Origin of the sequence: Pseudomonas sp. GM84, from assembly GCF_000282535.1 — a bacterium.
Lineage (GTDB): Bacteria > Pseudomonadota > Gammaproteobacteria > Pseudomonadales > Pseudomonadaceae > Aquipseudomonas.
In genome coordinates, this window is the sequence record NZ_AKJC01000314.1 from 1 (window position 1) to 15,119 (window position 15,119).

The 15,119-nt window shown below is 64.7% G+C and carries 11 protein-coding genes; 5 read left to right on the forward strand and 6 right to left on the reverse strand.

The annotated features are described in order from the left end of the window. Positions 1-25: 25 nt before the first annotated feature. From PMI38_RS22250 to PMI38_RS22265, 4 genes are all read right to left on the reverse strand, one after another. Positions 26-1,258: a M20/M25/M40 family metallo-hydrolase gene (locus PMI38_RS22250; RefSeq protein WP_008099116.1), complete on the reverse strand. Its 1,233-nt coding sequence runs from the start codon at positions 1,256-1,258 to the stop codon at positions 26-28. A 133-nt stretch (positions 1,259-1,391) separates the two neighbouring features. Beyond that, the gene (locus tag PMI38_RS22255; RefSeq protein ID WP_008099118.1) at positions 1,392-1,709 is read right to left on the reverse strand and encodes a DUF2388 domain-containing protein; all 318 of its coding nucleotides are present in this window, start codon (positions 1,707-1,709) and stop codon (positions 1,392-1,394) included. Between the two features lie 111 nt (positions 1,710-1,820). Continuing rightward, positions 1,821-2,789: an NAD(P)-dependent oxidoreductase gene (locus tag PMI38_RS22260; RefSeq protein ID WP_008099120.1), complete on the reverse strand. Its 969-nt coding sequence runs from the start codon at positions 2,787-2,789 to the stop codon at positions 1,821-1,823. Between the two features lie 10 nt (positions 2,790-2,799). Further along, complete coding sequence (locus PMI38_RS22265) at positions 2,800-4,191, reverse strand: NAD(P)/FAD-dependent oxidoreductase (RefSeq protein ID WP_008099122.1); 1,392 nt, start codon at positions 4,189-4,191, stop codon at positions 2,800-2,802. Between the two features lie 197 nt (positions 4,192-4,388). Between PMI38_RS22265 and PMI38_RS22270 the strand changes: the two genes are divergently transcribed. Next, positions 4,389-5,453 (forward strand): GlxA family transcriptional regulator, encoded by a 1,065-nt coding sequence (locus tag PMI38_RS22270; RefSeq protein ID WP_008099124.1) that lies wholly within the window; start codon positions 4,389-4,391, stop codon positions 5,451-5,453. A gap of 157 nt (positions 5,454-5,610) precedes the next feature. Here PMI38_RS22270 and PMI38_RS22275 read toward each other — a convergent pair whose 3' ends face one another. Next, a complete protein-coding gene (locus PMI38_RS22275; RefSeq protein ID WP_008099126.1) occupies positions 5,611-6,990 on the reverse strand; it encodes an MFS transporter in 1,380 nt (459 codons plus the stop codon). A gap of 232 nt (positions 6,991-7,222) precedes the next feature. Between PMI38_RS22275 and PMI38_RS22280 the strand changes: the two genes are divergently transcribed. Beyond that, positions 7,223-8,701 carry an FAD-dependent oxidoreductase gene (locus PMI38_RS22280; protein WP_008099128.1) on the forward strand — a complete coding sequence of 493 codons (1,479 nt, stop codon included), beginning with the start codon at positions 7,223-7,225 and terminating at the stop codon, positions 8,699-8,701. 127 nt (positions 8,702-8,828) lie between these two features. Here PMI38_RS22280 and PMI38_RS22285 read toward each other — a convergent pair whose 3' ends face one another. Continuing rightward, on the reverse strand, positions 8,829-9,599 hold the full coding sequence (locus tag PMI38_RS22285) for an NAD(P)-binding domain-containing protein (RefSeq protein WP_008099130.1): 771 nt from the start codon (positions 9,597-9,599) through the stop codon (positions 8,829-8,831). A 315-nt stretch (positions 9,600-9,914) separates the two neighbouring features. On the opposite strand from PMI38_RS22285, the gene katG reads away from it, so the two are divergent. From katG to PMI38_RS22300, 3 genes are all read left to right on the forward strand, one after another. Then, positions 9,915-12,161 (forward strand): catalase/peroxidase HPI, encoded by a 2,247-nt coding sequence (katG, locus tag PMI38_RS22290; protein ID WP_008099132.1) that lies wholly within the window; start codon positions 9,915-9,917, stop codon positions 12,159-12,161. A gap of 255 nt (positions 12,162-12,416) precedes the next feature. Continuing rightward, on the forward strand, positions 12,417-13,628 hold the full coding sequence (locus tag PMI38_RS22295; protein WP_008099134.1) for a M24 family metallopeptidase: 1,212 nt from the start codon (positions 12,417-12,419) through the stop codon (positions 13,626-13,628). 128 nt (positions 13,629-13,756) lie between these two features. Beyond that, on the forward strand, positions 13,757-15,091 hold the full coding sequence (locus PMI38_RS22300; RefSeq protein WP_008099136.1) for an MFS transporter: 1,335 nt from the start codon (positions 13,757-13,759) through the stop codon (positions 15,089-15,091). Positions 15,092-15,119 lie beyond the last annotated feature (28 nt).

Here is a 15,119-nt window from a genome sequence, read left to right on the forward strand (position 1 = left end):
CGATAGGGCCGGTACAGGCAATCGATCACTCGGCCAGGTGCTTGATCATCGCCACCGTCAGATACAACCGCGGCGCAATGCTGGCCAACTCGATGTACTCATCGTCCCCATGCAAGCCTGCCCCCACCACCCCCATGGTCTCCAGCACCGCCGGCTTGTCGCTGCCCGGCACATAGGCATAGCCAGCATCGGTACCGAATCGCATGGCAATCGGCTCGATCTTGTGGCCAACCTCGCCATACAGTTGCTGCGCCGTTTGCGCCAGCTTCGCCGAGGCTTCGTTGCGCGCCAGCGGCGGCCGACCTTTTTCGACAGAGACCGTGGCCTGGGTATCGGCCACCAGCTGCTTTTTCACGATGCGCTGGGCGTCGGCCTGCACCCGGTCGGTTTCGCTCAGGTCCGAATAGCGCATATCGGCTTCGGCCGTGGCCAGCGCCGGAATGATATTGGCCTTTTCGCCGGCCTTGGCCAGGGTCCAGTTCACCGTGGTGCCTTTGCCCGCATCGCCCAGGTCCTTGAGCTGGAGAATCTGGTGGGCCAGTTCGGTCAGGGCGTTGCGGCCCTCCTCGGGCGCGGACCCGGCGTGGGAGGCACGGCCCTTGACCTCGAGCTTGAGGCGGTTGATGCCGTTGGTCGCGACCGTTACCGCGTCCTTGTCCGGCGGCTCGTAGGAGAACACGTAGTCATGCTTGCGGGCCAGTTCGGCAATGATTTGCCGGGAGCCGGCCGAGCCCATTTCTTCGTCCGGGTTGAACAGCACGGTCAGCGTGCGGTAGCCCTTGAACTGTTGGTCCTGCAGCAACTTCACCGCATGCAGGATCATCGCCACGCCACCCTTTGCGTCGGCAACGCCCGGGCCATAGGCGCGCGGCCCGTCGACCCGGAAAGGCCGTTTGGCCACGGTGCCGGGGACGAACACGGTGTCATAGTGCACCATCAGCAGGAAGTCCTTGCTGCCGGTACCTTTGAAGGTGCCGACGATGTTGTCGCCCACCGAAGGCTTGGCGGCGTGGGTCTGCACCTCGGCGCCCAAGGCCTTGAGGCGTTTGACCAGCTCGGCACTGACTTGCGTCAGGCCAGGTTCGGTCCCGGTGCCGGTATCGACCGAGACCAGCATCTTGAGAGTGTCCAGATAAGCTGGCTGTTCGCCTTGGGCCTGCTTGAGCAAGGCCTGAGGGGCGGAATCGGCAGCGGTTGCCTGGGTACAGGCGATCAACAGCGCCAGGGCGATGGCGTGGGGAGGGCGGGGCAATGGCATGGCAGCTTCCTTGTTTGTGATGCAATGGCGGCCCTATCGCCGGCAAGCCGGCTCCCACAGGGATTGCACACAGTTCAAGATCTGTGCAGTACCTGTGGGAGCCGGCTTGCCGGCGATAGGGCCGCTACTGTCCTTAATGATTGGCCACCGAGTCATCCTGGGCCAGGATGGCCATGGCAATGTCTTCGTCATTGGCCTGCAGGCCAGGATGCTCCTTGCGGACCTGTTCCAGCGCCGACTCCACATAGGCGCCACGGATCGCTCCGTCACTGGCGACGAAGGCGGACAGCTCGTCACGGGCCGGAATGATCCGTTTGTCGTCCTTGAAGGTTGAGTACAGCGAGGCGGAGATACCGGCCGAGGTAGCGACGTCTTCCACATCGACGTCGGCCAGAGCAGCTCCGGCAGGCAGCAGGAGCAGCAGCGCAGGGGCGATGATCAGGTGGCGCATGTCGTGTTCTCCAGTAGCTTGAAGCCCAAGGAAATAACCACTCAGTGTTTAAGAAAACGGGACAGTGGTGGTAGTTCCCTTGGCTGTACCGGCGCGTGCGGGTTCAGGCGGTCATGCGCTGCAGCTCCTTTTGGCGTTGGCCTGGCGGGCGACGAAGGCGCTGATGTTGTCCACGGCGCTGTCCATCAGTTGCTGCATGGCGTCTTCGCTGCTCCAGGCGATGTGCGGGTTGAGCAGGAAGTCGTCGCGATCGATGAGCTGGAACAGCGGGTTGCTCGGGTGCAGGGGCTCGACTTCCACCACATCCAGCGCCACCCCACCCAGGCGGTCGCGTTGCAAGGCATCGATCAGCGCCGCCTCATTGACGATCCCGCCGCGGCCCGTGTTGATCACCAGGGCGTCGGGCTTCATCAAGGCCAGCTTGTCGGCGTCGATCAGGTTGACGGTTTCTGCGGTAAGCGGGCAGTTGATCGACAGCACGTCGCACCAGGCGAGCAGTTCGTCCAGCGACCGAGCGTCGGGGCCTTGGCGCTTGCCCCCGCGGTCCTCGAACAGCACCTGCATGCCGAAGGCCCGGGCCAGGTGAGCCAGGCGCAGGGCGATCGGGCCGCTGCCGATGATCGCCAGTCGCTTGCCACGCACATCGCGGATGCGGTGGTTGAAATAGACGTTCTGGTAGGGCTTGTCGCCGGCGTGCACCTGGCGCATCAGGCGGGTGAAGGCGGCCGGTCGGCGGAACAGCTCAAGAATCATCGCCAGGCTATGCTCGGCCACGGTGTTGGCGGCATAACCCGGTACGCTGGCGACTTCGATGCCATGGGCGTCGCAGTAGTCGACGTCGACGATATCGCGCCCGGTCAGGGCCAGCGAGATCATCTTCAGCTTCGGCAGCTGGCGCAGGTGCTCTTCACGCAGCGGCACGCTGCAGGTGAAGGCGATGGTGGCGTCCTGCAGGTGTTCCACCATCTGCTCCGGGTAGGTGTAGGCAAACTGCTTCCAGGTGTGCTCGCAGTCCGGCCGCTTCAGCCGGGTGGAGGGCGCCAGGCCTTCGTCGTCGAGCAGTACGATGTGTTCGCTCATGCTGCGCTCCTTAGCGTTTTTGTGCGGGTACGTAGCCTGCTGGCGCCATGCCGACCAACTGGCGGGTAATGAAGCCGGCGCTCTGGTCGTGGTCTTCGAGGGACTCCTTGCGCACCAGGGCATCACGCACCAGGTGCGCGCCGAAGAAACGCAGCGGTTCTGGCGGCAGCAGCTTCATCTTCTGATTGACCAGGCCGCAATTGGCCCATTCATCGTTGGCGTGGGTGGCCAGCGACTTGATGATGCGGCTGGCAAAGACCGTGGTGGCCACACCGTTACCCGAGAAGCCGATGCCGTAGCTGATGGTCTGGTGAGGGTCGAGGTAGCCGAAGTTCGGCAGGCCTTTCATGGCCCGGTCGATCGGACCGGTCCAGCTGCTGACCACCGGCACGTCCTCTAATTGCGGGTAAAGGCGACGCAGCTCGGCCGCGACCTTGTCGGCAGCCGGCGAAGGTTTCTCGTACAGATCGCCAATGCGACCGGCATAGGCGAACTGCCCCAGAGGCTTGCCAAACACGACGCGGCCATCCGGGGTGTTGCGCCAGTAATTGAGGACAGTGCGCGAGTCGGTCATGCACTCGCCGCGGCTGAAGCCAATGGCATCGAGCTTGGCCTTGACCGGCGCCGTGGCCACCATGTCGCTGGACATGATCGCGATCATGCGGCGCAGTTCGGGGAACTGCGCCCCCCAGGCATTGAGCGCCAGCACCACGTGGCTGGCCTTCACGCGACCTTTGGCGGTATGCACCACCGGGTGCTTGCCGCGCTCCAGGTGGGTGAACGGCGATTTCTCGAAGATCTTCACCCCCAGCTTCAGGGCGACCCGGCGCAAGCCGCGCGCCAGCATCGCCGGCTGCACGGTGGCGGCGTTCGGGTCGTAGATACCGCCCAGTACCAGCGGCGAGCCGACGCGACCGCGAAGGGTCTCGCGGTCCATTTCCTGGAACGGATTGACGTCGAGCTTGTGCAGGCCGTCGGTGAGCACCCGCCAGGAATCCAACTGACGGGGGTTGGTCGCGGTCCACAGCCAGCCGTCCTTGCGGTATTGGGCATCGATGCCGTGTTCCTGGCAGAAGCTGCCGATTTCGTCGATCGCCGATTCGGCGGCTTCACAGATGCGCCGGGCCTCGACGTCGCCGCAGATGGTGCGAACCGACAGGTACTTGCCCCACCAGTTGGTGGCGATGCCGCCATTGCGGCCGCTGGCACCGGAGCCGCAGCGGTCGCGCTCGACGATGACGATGGCCAGCGCCGGGTGTGCCTGCTTCAGGCGGATGGCCGACCACAGGCCAAGAAAGCCTCCGCCGACAATGCACACGTCGGCTTGAATCGAGTCCTGCAGGGCGGGGGCGAGGTCGCTGTCCAGGTCCAGCGCCTGGGCATACCAGAATCCACGGTACATGAGGGGTGCCTCTGAGCATGTTGTTGTGGCTACATGATGCTCAGCGCGGCAAGTGGGCCGATATTACAGGCATGACAATTGATAGAACGGCGGCGCCTTTTGTCAAGGGCCTGTTATTTGTCCTGCGCCATGTGATATTTCAGACGCCAGGCGCGCCCTACAATGGCGCCATCCAGCAGGTCATGAGGCCGATGTCCATGGTTGCCGAACAAGAACAACTACAACAGCAGCAATCGCCAGAACCGCCCGTACAGATCAAACCCGAGCTGCGTGTCGGTTTCGTGCTGATGAACCAGTTCACCCTGGTACCGGTGGCAGGCCTGGTCGATTCGCTGCGCTTCGCCGCCGACAAGTCGTTTCGCAGCCAGCAGGTGTACTGCCAATGGGACTGGATGACCCTCGACGACCAGCCGATCACGGCCAGCTGCGGCATGCCGATCTCGCCGACCAAGCCCCTCGATCTGTTCGCCCAGTACGACTACATCGTGCTGGCCGGCGGCTTGCTTGGCGAAACACGCAACCCACCTGACTGGTTGCTCGATGCCTTGCGTGACGTGTACGCGGCCAACATCCCGATCATCGCCCTGTGCTCGGGTTCGTTCGTGCTCGGCAAGGCCGGGCTGCTCGATGGGCGGCGCTGCGCGGTGCACTTCACCTTGCGTGATGAGTTTCGCGAACGCTTCCCGCTGTCGACCATGGTGATCGACAAGAGCTACGTGGATGACCGCGGCATCATCACCTGCCCAGGCGGGACGGCGATCGACCTGGCCGCCAACCTGATTCGCCGCCATTGCGGCGCGGTGCGGGCGCAGAAGGGCCTGGAGTACCTGCTGGTGGACGAACGGGCCGAAGGCGATGCACAGCAGGCCGCCGGCGACAGCGTCTACCAGAACGACCGGGTACAACGGGCGATTGCCTTCATGCGCGCCAACCTGGATGCGTCGATGACCCTCAAGGCGGTCGCCGAAGCGGTGGGCACTCACCCTCGGCAGTTGCACCGAGAGTTCGTCGCCAACACCCAGGAGCCGCCGGCCAACTACTGGCGCAAGCTGCGCCTGGACCACGCCCGGCGGCTGCTGGTCAATACCAGCCAGAACATCACCACCATTGCCCTGGCGTGCGGGTTTTCCGATGCGTCGCACTTCATCCTGTGGTTTCGCAAGCAGTATGGCGAGACGCCCTACAGCTTCCGCAAGCGCCGGCATGAGGTGGAGCGCTTTGACTGGCACGGCGACAAGGTAGGCCTGGACCCGGACTTGTAAACCACTTGTGCCTTGTACGGTCCCTGTGGGAGCCGGCTTGCCGGCGATGGGGCCCGAACAGGCTACCTCGTCATGCCTGTCCCGGCCTCATCGCCGGCAAGCCGGCTCCCACAGCTTTTGGAAAGCCTTTGGAACAGCGGTAAGGGTTTGAGCTCCTTCACGCTTGGCGAGCAACAGGTTTGTAGGTGGGCGACGAGGATTGGGTCTGCCCGCCCAGGGCGGCGGCCTGCTGCAGGTCGAGCTGGCTGGTCTCGGGGGCCATCCACCAGGAGATCAGCGCGCCGAACAGCGAGATCAATGCCGCTGCGAACATGGTGTTGGCGACGCCATAGGACGCCAGGGAGATCGGCACCAGGTAAGTGCCCACGGCGGCGCCAATCCGCGACAGCGACGTTGCCAGGCCTACCGCACTCGCACGGATTTCGGTGGGGAACAGTTCGTTGGGGTAGACGTATTCGAGCACCTGGGCGCCACCGATCAACACCGCGTAGGCACCGAACAGCACCAGCACGGTGGTGGGCGAGGCGTCGGGGAACACGCCCAGCAGCACCAGCGACATGCCTGACCAGAGGAAGCTGTGGATCAGCATCTTGCGCCGGCCCAGACGGTTGATCAGTTTGGTCGCCAGCAGGCAGCCCAGGGTGAACAGGAAGGTGATGGCGATCGAGCCGTAGGCGGCCCAGTCGCCGGTCAGCTTGAGCGCCTGCAGCACCTTGGGGGCGAAGGCGTAGATGGCGAACAGCGGCACGATCGCGCAGGTCCAGAACAGGGTGACGAAGGCCATGCGCTTGCCGTAGCCGGAGTGGAACAGCGACCACACCGAGACCGGTTGCTGGTTGCTCGGCTCTGGCAGGTCGGCGATCGAATAGTCAGGGCCATAGACCTTCTTGATCACTGCGTCCGCTTCGGCGTGGCGGCCCTTGCTCAGCAACCAGCGCGGCGATTCCGGGGTACCGCTGCGGGCAATCAGGAACAACGCCCCCGGCACCAGTGCACTGGCCAGCACCCAGCGCCAGCCATCCTCGCCCGTCACCCGCAGCAGCAGTTCGCCAACCATATAGGCGACGGCGGCGCCGGCGAACCACATCAGCACCATGGCCGCGAGCAGCGGGCCGCGTTGCTTGCGGGGCAGGAACTCGGCCAGCAGCGAAGTGGCGATCGGGTAGTCGGCACCGACCGCGATACCGATCAGCAAGCGCCAGGCGAACAGCGCCCAGGCCGACTCGACCCAGAACTGCGCCACCGAGAAACCGACAATGGCTATCAGGTCGACCAGGTACAGCACCTTGCGCCCGTACTTGTCGGTGAACCAGCCACCGAGGAAACCGCCGAAAAACACCCCGATCAGCGCCGAGGCGGCGATCAGGCCCTCCCACAGGGCGGACAGTTGCAAGGCTTGGGTAATTTGCAGCATGGCCACGCCGATGATGCTCAGGACATAGCCGTCGAGGAACGGGCCGCCAGCAGAATAGACAGTGAGTTTGCGGTGGAACGCGTTGAGAGGGGCATCTTCGACAGAACGTTTTGCAGCGGACATTCGACTTACCTCTTGTTGTTATCAGGGCAGCAAACGTGGCAGCACTATCGCACCGGCCTTGCGGGCTTCCATATAACGGTTGGGACGTGTCATGGAATACCTTTGCCTGGCGTGCCGAAGGGTTACGCAAGTTGTCATGGACGTTCTAGAACGGCTGGCGGCGGCTTCTTAATGTGACTGAGCTGTTTGCACAAGGTCCTGCAGAACAATCACAAGCCCCGGAACCTGACACATGACCCGTCCCTCCCTGGAATCCCTCGATGGCGATCACTACGACGTGGTGGTCATCGGCGCTGGCGCGGTTGGCTGCGCCGCCGCCCGGCAGCTGGCCGCCCGCAACTTTCGTACCTTGCTGGTGGACCGCGGCGACATCGGCGCCGGCACCTCGTCGCGCTCCAGCCGCATGCTCTATTCGGGCCTGGGCTACCTGGCCGCGCGCTACCCGTTGTGGCAGATGCCGTTTCGCCCGTTCGACATGTGGCAGCGCCTTCGCTACACCCGTGAGGTGATGCGCTGCCGCGCCGAGCTGGTCAAGGACATGCCTGGCCACCTGACCAGGCACCGTTTCCATTACCCGTTCCGCCAGGGCGACCGCTACCCGCCCTGGCTGGTGGACATGGGCTTTCGTCTGGTCGAGGCCTTGGGCGGCTGGAAGGTCCCGCTGGCCTATCGGCGCCAAACGGCGCAGCAGGCTGCGGCCGACAGTGCCTTGGCCGGTGGGTTGGGCGGGCCGCTGCGGGGTGTGGGGGTGTTCGAGGAATACATGTACGCCTGGCCTGAGCGCATCTGTGTCGACACCGCGCTGGACGCGCAATGGCGCGGCGCGACGCTGCGCACCTATACCCGGGTCAGTCAGTTGCAGCGCAGCGAAGGCCAATGGCGGCTGACTCTGGACGAGCAGGCCCCGCAAGCCCTCGGTCAGGCCCATGTCACCGCCAAGGTAGTGATCAACGCCGCCGGCCCCTGGGTCGATCGGGTGGCGGGCGCGGGCGACCGCAATCCACGCGTGCTGGGCATCAAGGGCGTCAATGTCATGGTGCGCCTCCCTGCAGCCTATCGCGGCCAGGGCCTGGAGGCGTTCTCCAGCAAGGGCGAGCCGTATTATGTGTTCCCCTGGCGTGAGTTCCACTTCATCGGCCCGACCGAGTCGCACTTCAGCGACGACCCGGACACGGTGCGGGTCGAGGACAGCGAAGTCGACTACATCCTCGCCGAGGCCAACCAGCTGTTCCCCGACCTGCGCCTGACCCGTGCCGACGTGCAGCATTGCTGGTGCGGCGTGCGCCCGACGTCGACCCTGGACGGGCGCAACACCTACCTGCCGGTGCGCCTGAGCGAGGCAGACGGCAAGCCCGACCTGCTGACCTTGACCGGCTCGACCATCATGCTCCACCGCCATGCCGCACGGGTGATCGCCCGCGCCGTGGAAGCGCGCCTGGGCAAGCGCGGCAAGGCACCGCAAGGCATGCTCGAACGGGAGTCGATCGACAGTGAGGACATTGCCCGGATCATCCGCCGTGAACACGTGGTGCGTCTGGTGGATTTGCTGCGCCGGCGCTTGCCCTGGGGGTTGGATGCGGACCTGGGGCGTGAGCGGGTCGAGCAGCTGTCATATCGTGCGGCGGCGTTGATGGGCTGGTCGGAGGCGCGGCGACAGGAAGAGCTGCGGCATTTCGAGGAAGACACCGCCAGAGTGTACAGGCACTTGTAGATCTGGGGTGAGGCTGCCGGCCTCTTCGCGGGACAAGCCCGCTCCCACAGGTACCCCGCAGGGCTTCAGCTCTGTGGTGGTCCTGTGGGAGCGGGCTTGTCCCGCGAAGAGGCCGGCATTAGCTCCGCTACCTTGCGCGGTTGAGCAAGCCATCGAGCACCACCTCGCACGCCGCCCCCCAACTGGCACTGGCCGGCTGGTGCATCAATACCGCCAGCCCGTCTGCAGTAAAGGTCCCCGGCGTGGCAATCGCCTGCCCCAGCGCCTTCAGGCTGTACTCCGGCTGCTGGCGGGCACTGCTCAGGCAGTCCTGCAGGTTGCCCAGCACCAGCTCGCGCGCCTGGGCGGGCGGCAGGCCTTTGTCGCTCAGCCAGTGCTGCAAGTCGTGCAACAGGAAGTAGAACCAGCCATTCATGCACGCCGCCACCGTGGCCAGTTCGAACGCCGGCTCATCCTGCAGGACCACCAGATTCCCCAGCGGCCCCAGGCACTGCTCGGTGAGCGCATCCGCAGGGCAAACCACCACGGTGGACTGGTTGTACTGCGCCGCATACGACAGCATCACCCGCACGCAATGGGCGCCGGGAAAGCCCGCGGCCAACTGATCCAGGCCAATGCCTGCCGCCAGCGACACCAGGCGCTGACCCGGGCGCAAGCGCACCTCGCGCGCCAGCTGTGCCAGCGATTCCGGGCGCACGCCAAGGATCACCAGGTCGGCCTGGTCGACCACCGCCTGATTGCTCGCCAGCACCTCGCAACCCTGCTCGACGGCCAGGGCCTCTGCACGGCGGGCGTTGCGTGGCGACAGCAGCAACCTGCCGTCGAAGCCACTGCGGCGCAGGCCTGTCACCACTTTTTCGGTCAGCTCGCCGACCCCGAGAATACCTAGGCTGTGCATGTCGCCTCCCGCGCTGTTTTCTCCACTCTCGCATGGGGGCAGCAACCGGACATATAACGGAAGGGACGGGTCTTGGGACGTTTCGCCCGGCAAACCCTGACAGAGCCAACCTATCACCCCCCAATAGCCACTCTATTAGAAGTCTGCCCAAGCTCGACTAGTCTTTCCCCTGGCCCCGCGAATTGCGAGGGAGCCCCGTGTCGGAACGTGACCGACCAGGCCTGATAAGGGGTAGGCATGAGCCCATGTGCTCGGCTGGAAAGAACACCTGGCATAGACCGGAAATCTGGATAACCGACCCAAAGGTAAAAGCAGATGTCGAACGAATCGAAATGCCCGTTCCATCAAACCGCAGGTGGCGGCACCACCAACCGTGACTGGTGGCCTGACCAGCTCAATCTGAGGATCCTCCACCAGCATTCCAGCAAGTCCAGTCCCGACCCGGACTTCGACTACGCCAAGGCATTCAAGAGCCTCGACTTCCAGGCCCTGAAGCGCGACCTGACGGCCCTGATGACCGATTCCCAGGAGTGGTGGCCGGCCGACTTCGGCCATTACGGCCCACTGTTCATCCGCATGGCCTGGCACAGCGCCGGCACCTATCGCATCGGTGACGGTCGCGGGGGTGCAGGTTCCGGCCAGCAGCGCTTCGCCCCGCTCAACAGCTGGCCCGACAACGTCAGCCTGGACAAGGCCCGGCGCCTGTTGTGGCCGATCAAGCAGAAGTACGGCAACAAGATCTCCTGGGCCGACCTGATCGTGCTCACCGGCAACGTCGCCCTGGAGTCCATGGGCTTCAAGACCTTCGGCTTCTCGGGTGGGCGCGCCGACGTCTGGGAGCCGGACGAAGACGTGTACTGGGGTTCGGAAAAGGTCTGGCTGGGTGGTGATACCCGCTACGGCAAGGAGCAGCTCAAGGCCCAGCCACCCGGTCAGGGTGACCTGGTGGCCGAGCCCGCCAAGCATGGCGAAGAACAGAACCGCAACCTGCAGGCCGAGCGCAACCTGGAAAACCCGCTGGCTGCCGTGCAGATGGGGCTGATCTACGTCAACCCGGAAGGCCCGGAAGGTGAGCCCGACCCCGTGAGGTCGGGCATAGACATCCGCGAGACCTTCGGGCGCATGGCCATGAACGACGAAGAAACCGTGGCCTTGATCGCCGGTGGCCACGCCTTCGGCAAGACCCACGGCGCCGGCCCGGCGGATAACGTCGGCGCCGAACCAGAGGCTGCAGGCCTTGAGATGCAGGGCCTGGGCTGGGCCAACAAGTTCGGCACCGGCAAAGGTGGCGACACCATCACCAGCGGCCTGGAAGTGACCTGGACCTCGAACCCGACCCGCTGGGACAACGAGTACCTCAACAACCTGTTCAACTTCGACTGGGAACTGACCAAGAGCCCGGCCGGCGCCAACCAGTGGCGGCCGAAAGAGGGCAAGGGCGCAGGTAGCGTGCCGGATGCCCACGACCCGAGCAAAAAGCACGCACCGTCCATGCTCACCTCCGACCTGGCGCTGCGTTTCGACCCGATCTACGAGCCGATTGCCCGGCGCTTCAAGGACAACCCCGACCAGTTGGCAGATGCCTTCGCCCGTGCCTGGTACAAGCTGATCCACCGCGACATGGGCCCGCTGGCGCGCTACCTCGGCCCTGAAATGCCCAACGAGGAACTGCTGTGGCAAGACCCGTTGCCCAAGGCCGACCAGTCTTCGCTGGGTGAGCAGGATATCGCTGCACTCAAGAGCAAGATCCTGGCCTCGGGCCTGAGTGTTGGCGAGCTGGTCTCCACTGCCTGGGCTGCCGCCTCGACCTTCCGGGGCTCTGACAAGCGCGGTGGTGCCAATGGCGCCCGCCTGCGCCTGGCACCGCAGAACGGCTGGGCGGCCAACCAGGGGACCGACAAGGTGCTGGCGGCGCTGGAGAAAATTCGGGCCGAGTCCGGCAACAAGGTCTCCCTGGCCGACCTGATCGTGCTGGGCGGTACCGCCGCCGTGGAAAAGGCCGCCAAGGATGCCGGCTACAGTGGCAGCGTGGGGTTCCGCCCAGGCCGGGTGGATGCCTCCCAGGCGCAGACCGATGTCGAGTCGTTCGCCGTGCTGGAGCCGCTGGCCGATGGCTTCCGTAACTTCAGCAAGGCCCGCTACAGCGTCAAGGCCGAGAAGCTGCTGCTGGACAAGGCCCAGTTGCTGACCCTGACCGCGCCGGAACTGACCGTGCTGATCGGTGGCCTGCGGGTGCTGGGCGCCAACCATGGCGGCAGCAAGCACGGTGTGTTCACCGACAAGCCAGGCACCTTGAGCAACGACTTCTTCCGCAATCTGCTGGACATGGGCGTGGAGTGGAAGCCGACCTCTGACGACAACGAAACCTTCGAGGGCCGCGACCGCAAGACCGGGCAGGTGAAGTGGACCGGTAGCCGCGTTGACCTGGTGTTCGGCTCGCATGCGCAGTTGCGGGCGCTGAGCGAGGTGTATGGCAGCAGCGATGGCAAGGACAAGTTTGTCAGGGACTTCGTTGCGGCCTGGGTGAAAGTGATGGAGCTGGATCGATTCGATCTGAAATAGCGCCGTTAGAACCAGGGGGCGCTTTGCGCCCCATTCGCGGCACAAGGCCGCTCCCACAGGTACCGCGCCGATGCTTCATGCGGCGGGGATCCTGTGGGAGCGGCCTTGTGCCGCGAATGGGCTGCAAAGCAGCCCCATGGCCATCCCGCCAATTCCAGGTCGGATAGATACAAAAGCGTCCTCGTCGGTTCTGTTGCAATGCTTCTCAGGCGGCCGGCCTGAACAGCGTGCTCACAACGACAAGGAACACCGACCATGCAAATGCCCCAGACCCTGAAAATCCGCAACGGCGAAAAGGTCAAGCCGACCTTCTCCGCGCAGGAGTACGCCGCCCGCCATGCCCGCCTGCGGGCCTACATGGCCGAGCAGGACATCGAGGCGGCCATCTTCACCTCGTACCACAACGTCAACTACTACAGCGACTTCCTCTACTGCTCGTTCGGCCGTCCCTACGCCCTGGTGGTGACCCAGGACAAGGTGGTGTCGATCAGCGCCAACATCGACGGTGGCCAGCCCTGGCGGCGCACGGTCGGTACCGACAACATCGTCTACACCGACTGGCAGCGCGACAACTACTTCGTCGCCATCCAGCAGGCGCTGCCGCTGGCTTCGCGCATCGGCGTCGAATTCGACCATCTCAACCTGCAGAACCACGCCAAGCTCGCCGCCTGCTACCCCAGGGCCGAACTGCTGGATATCGGCGCACCGTGCATGCGCATGCGCATGATCAAGTCCGCCGAAGAACAGGCGCTGATCCGTCATGGCGCCCGCGTGGCCGATATCGGCGGCGCGGCGGTGGTCGAGGCGCTGCGTGACCAGGTGCCGGAATATGAAGTGGCGCTGCATGCCACCCAGGCGATGGTCCGCGAAATCGCCCGCAGCTTCCCCGACGGCGAGCTGATGGACACCTGGACCTGGTTCCAGTCCGGCCTCAACACCGACGGTGCGCACAACCCGGTCACCAGCCGCAAGGTCAACAAGGGCGACATTCTCAGTCTCAACTGCTTCCCGATGATCGCCGGCTACTACACCGCCCTGGAGCGCACGCTGTTCCTCGATCATTGCCCGGACGACCACCTTCGCCTGTGGCAGGCCAACGTCGAGGTGCACGAAGCGGGGCTGAAACTGGTGCGCCCTGGCATGCGCTGCTGCGACATCGCCCGTGAGCTGAACGAGATCTTCCTGCGCCATGACCTGCTGCAGTACCGCACCTTCGGCTACGGCCACTCGTTCGGCACCCTCAGCCACTACTACGGCCGCGAGGCGGGGCTGGAGCTGCGCGAGGACATCGACACGGTGCTGGAGCCGGGCATGGTGGTGTCGATCGAGCCGATGATCATGCTGCCCGAAGGGCGGCCAGGGGCGGGCGGTTACCGCGAGCATGACATCCTGATCGTCAACGAAACGGGTGCCGAGAACATCACCCAGTTCCCGTACGGCCCGGAACACAACATCATCCGCAAATAAGCCCGGTGCCCGTGCCGGTCTCTTTGTGGGAGCGGGCTTGTCCCGCGAAGAGGCCGGCACAGATAAAAACAACAATCGAATGACCCCCAGACCCTGCCTCCAATTAGAAGAATCAGAGGGTACCCGTCATGTCCAGCACCACCCTTAACGCTCCCACCCTCGACGGCGCCGCCCAGAGCGCCGAACGCCAAGCCTTGCGCAAGGCCGCCCGGGCCAGTTTCATGGGCAACTTCGTCGAATGGTTCGACTACGCCGCCTACGGCTACCTCGCCACCATCATCGCCGCCACTTTCTTCCCGCAAACCGACAAGACCACCGGCCTGCTGGCCACCTTCGCGGTGTTCGCCCTGTCGTTCCTGGTGCGCCCTCTGGGAGGCGTGGTCTGGGGCCACTTCGGCGATCGCCACGGCCGGCGCAACGCGTTGTCGCTGTCGATCCTGATCATGTCGATCTCGACTTTCTGCATCGGCCTGTTGCCCGGCCATGCACAAATCGGGTTGTGGGCGCCGTGCCTGCTGTTGCTGATCCGCCTGGTGCAGGGCTTTTCCGCCTCGGGCGAATATGCCGGCGCCTCGGCCTTCCTCGCCGAATACGCGCCACCTGGCCGGCGCGGGCTCTACACCAGCATCGTGCCGGCCAGCACGGCGGCCGGGCTGTTGTTCGGCGCGGCATTCGTCGCCGTTCTGCACGAGCTGCTCAGCACCGAGGACCTGCACAGCTGGGGCTGGCGCCTGCCGTTCCTGCTGGCCGCGCCGTTCGGCCTGGTGGGGCGCTACATCCGCATGAGCCTGCAGGACACGCCGAAGTTCCTGGAAATGGAACAACGCCTGGAGAGCAAGGCGTGCATGACCCCGGCACCGATCCGTGAACTGCTCACCCAGCACCGCCGCAGCCTGGCCATCGGCATCGGGGTCACCTGCCTGAATGCGGTGGCGTTCTACCTGCTGCTCAGCTACATGCCCACCTACCTGTCGAGCGAGATGGGCATGAGCGAGCGCGATTCGTTCATCGCCTCGACGGTGTCCCTGGCCACCTACATTGGCCTGATCTTCCTGATGGGGCGGCTGTCGGACCATTTCGGGCGCAAGACCATGCTGGTGGTTGCCTCGCTGTTGTTTCTCGGGCTCACGGTGCCGTTGTTCAAGCTGCTCGACGGGCAGCCGTTGCTGGTGATCCTGGCGATCCAGATCCTGTTCGGCGCGATGCTGGCGATGAACGATGGCACGCTGCCGTGCCTGCTGGCGGAGATTTTCCCGACCCGGGTGCGCTTCAGTGGCTTTGCCTTGAGCTTCAACCTGGCCAACGCGCTGTTTGGCGGGACTGCGCCGTTCATTGCCACCTGGCTGATCCAGGCCACTGGCAGCAAGCTGGCGCCGGCTGGGTACCTGCTGGCGGCGGCTCTGGTGGCCTTGGTGGCGATGTTGATGTGTCGGGAGACGGCGCATGCAGCGTTGAAGGACTGAGTTGTCAGTGCTGGCCTCATCGCCGGCA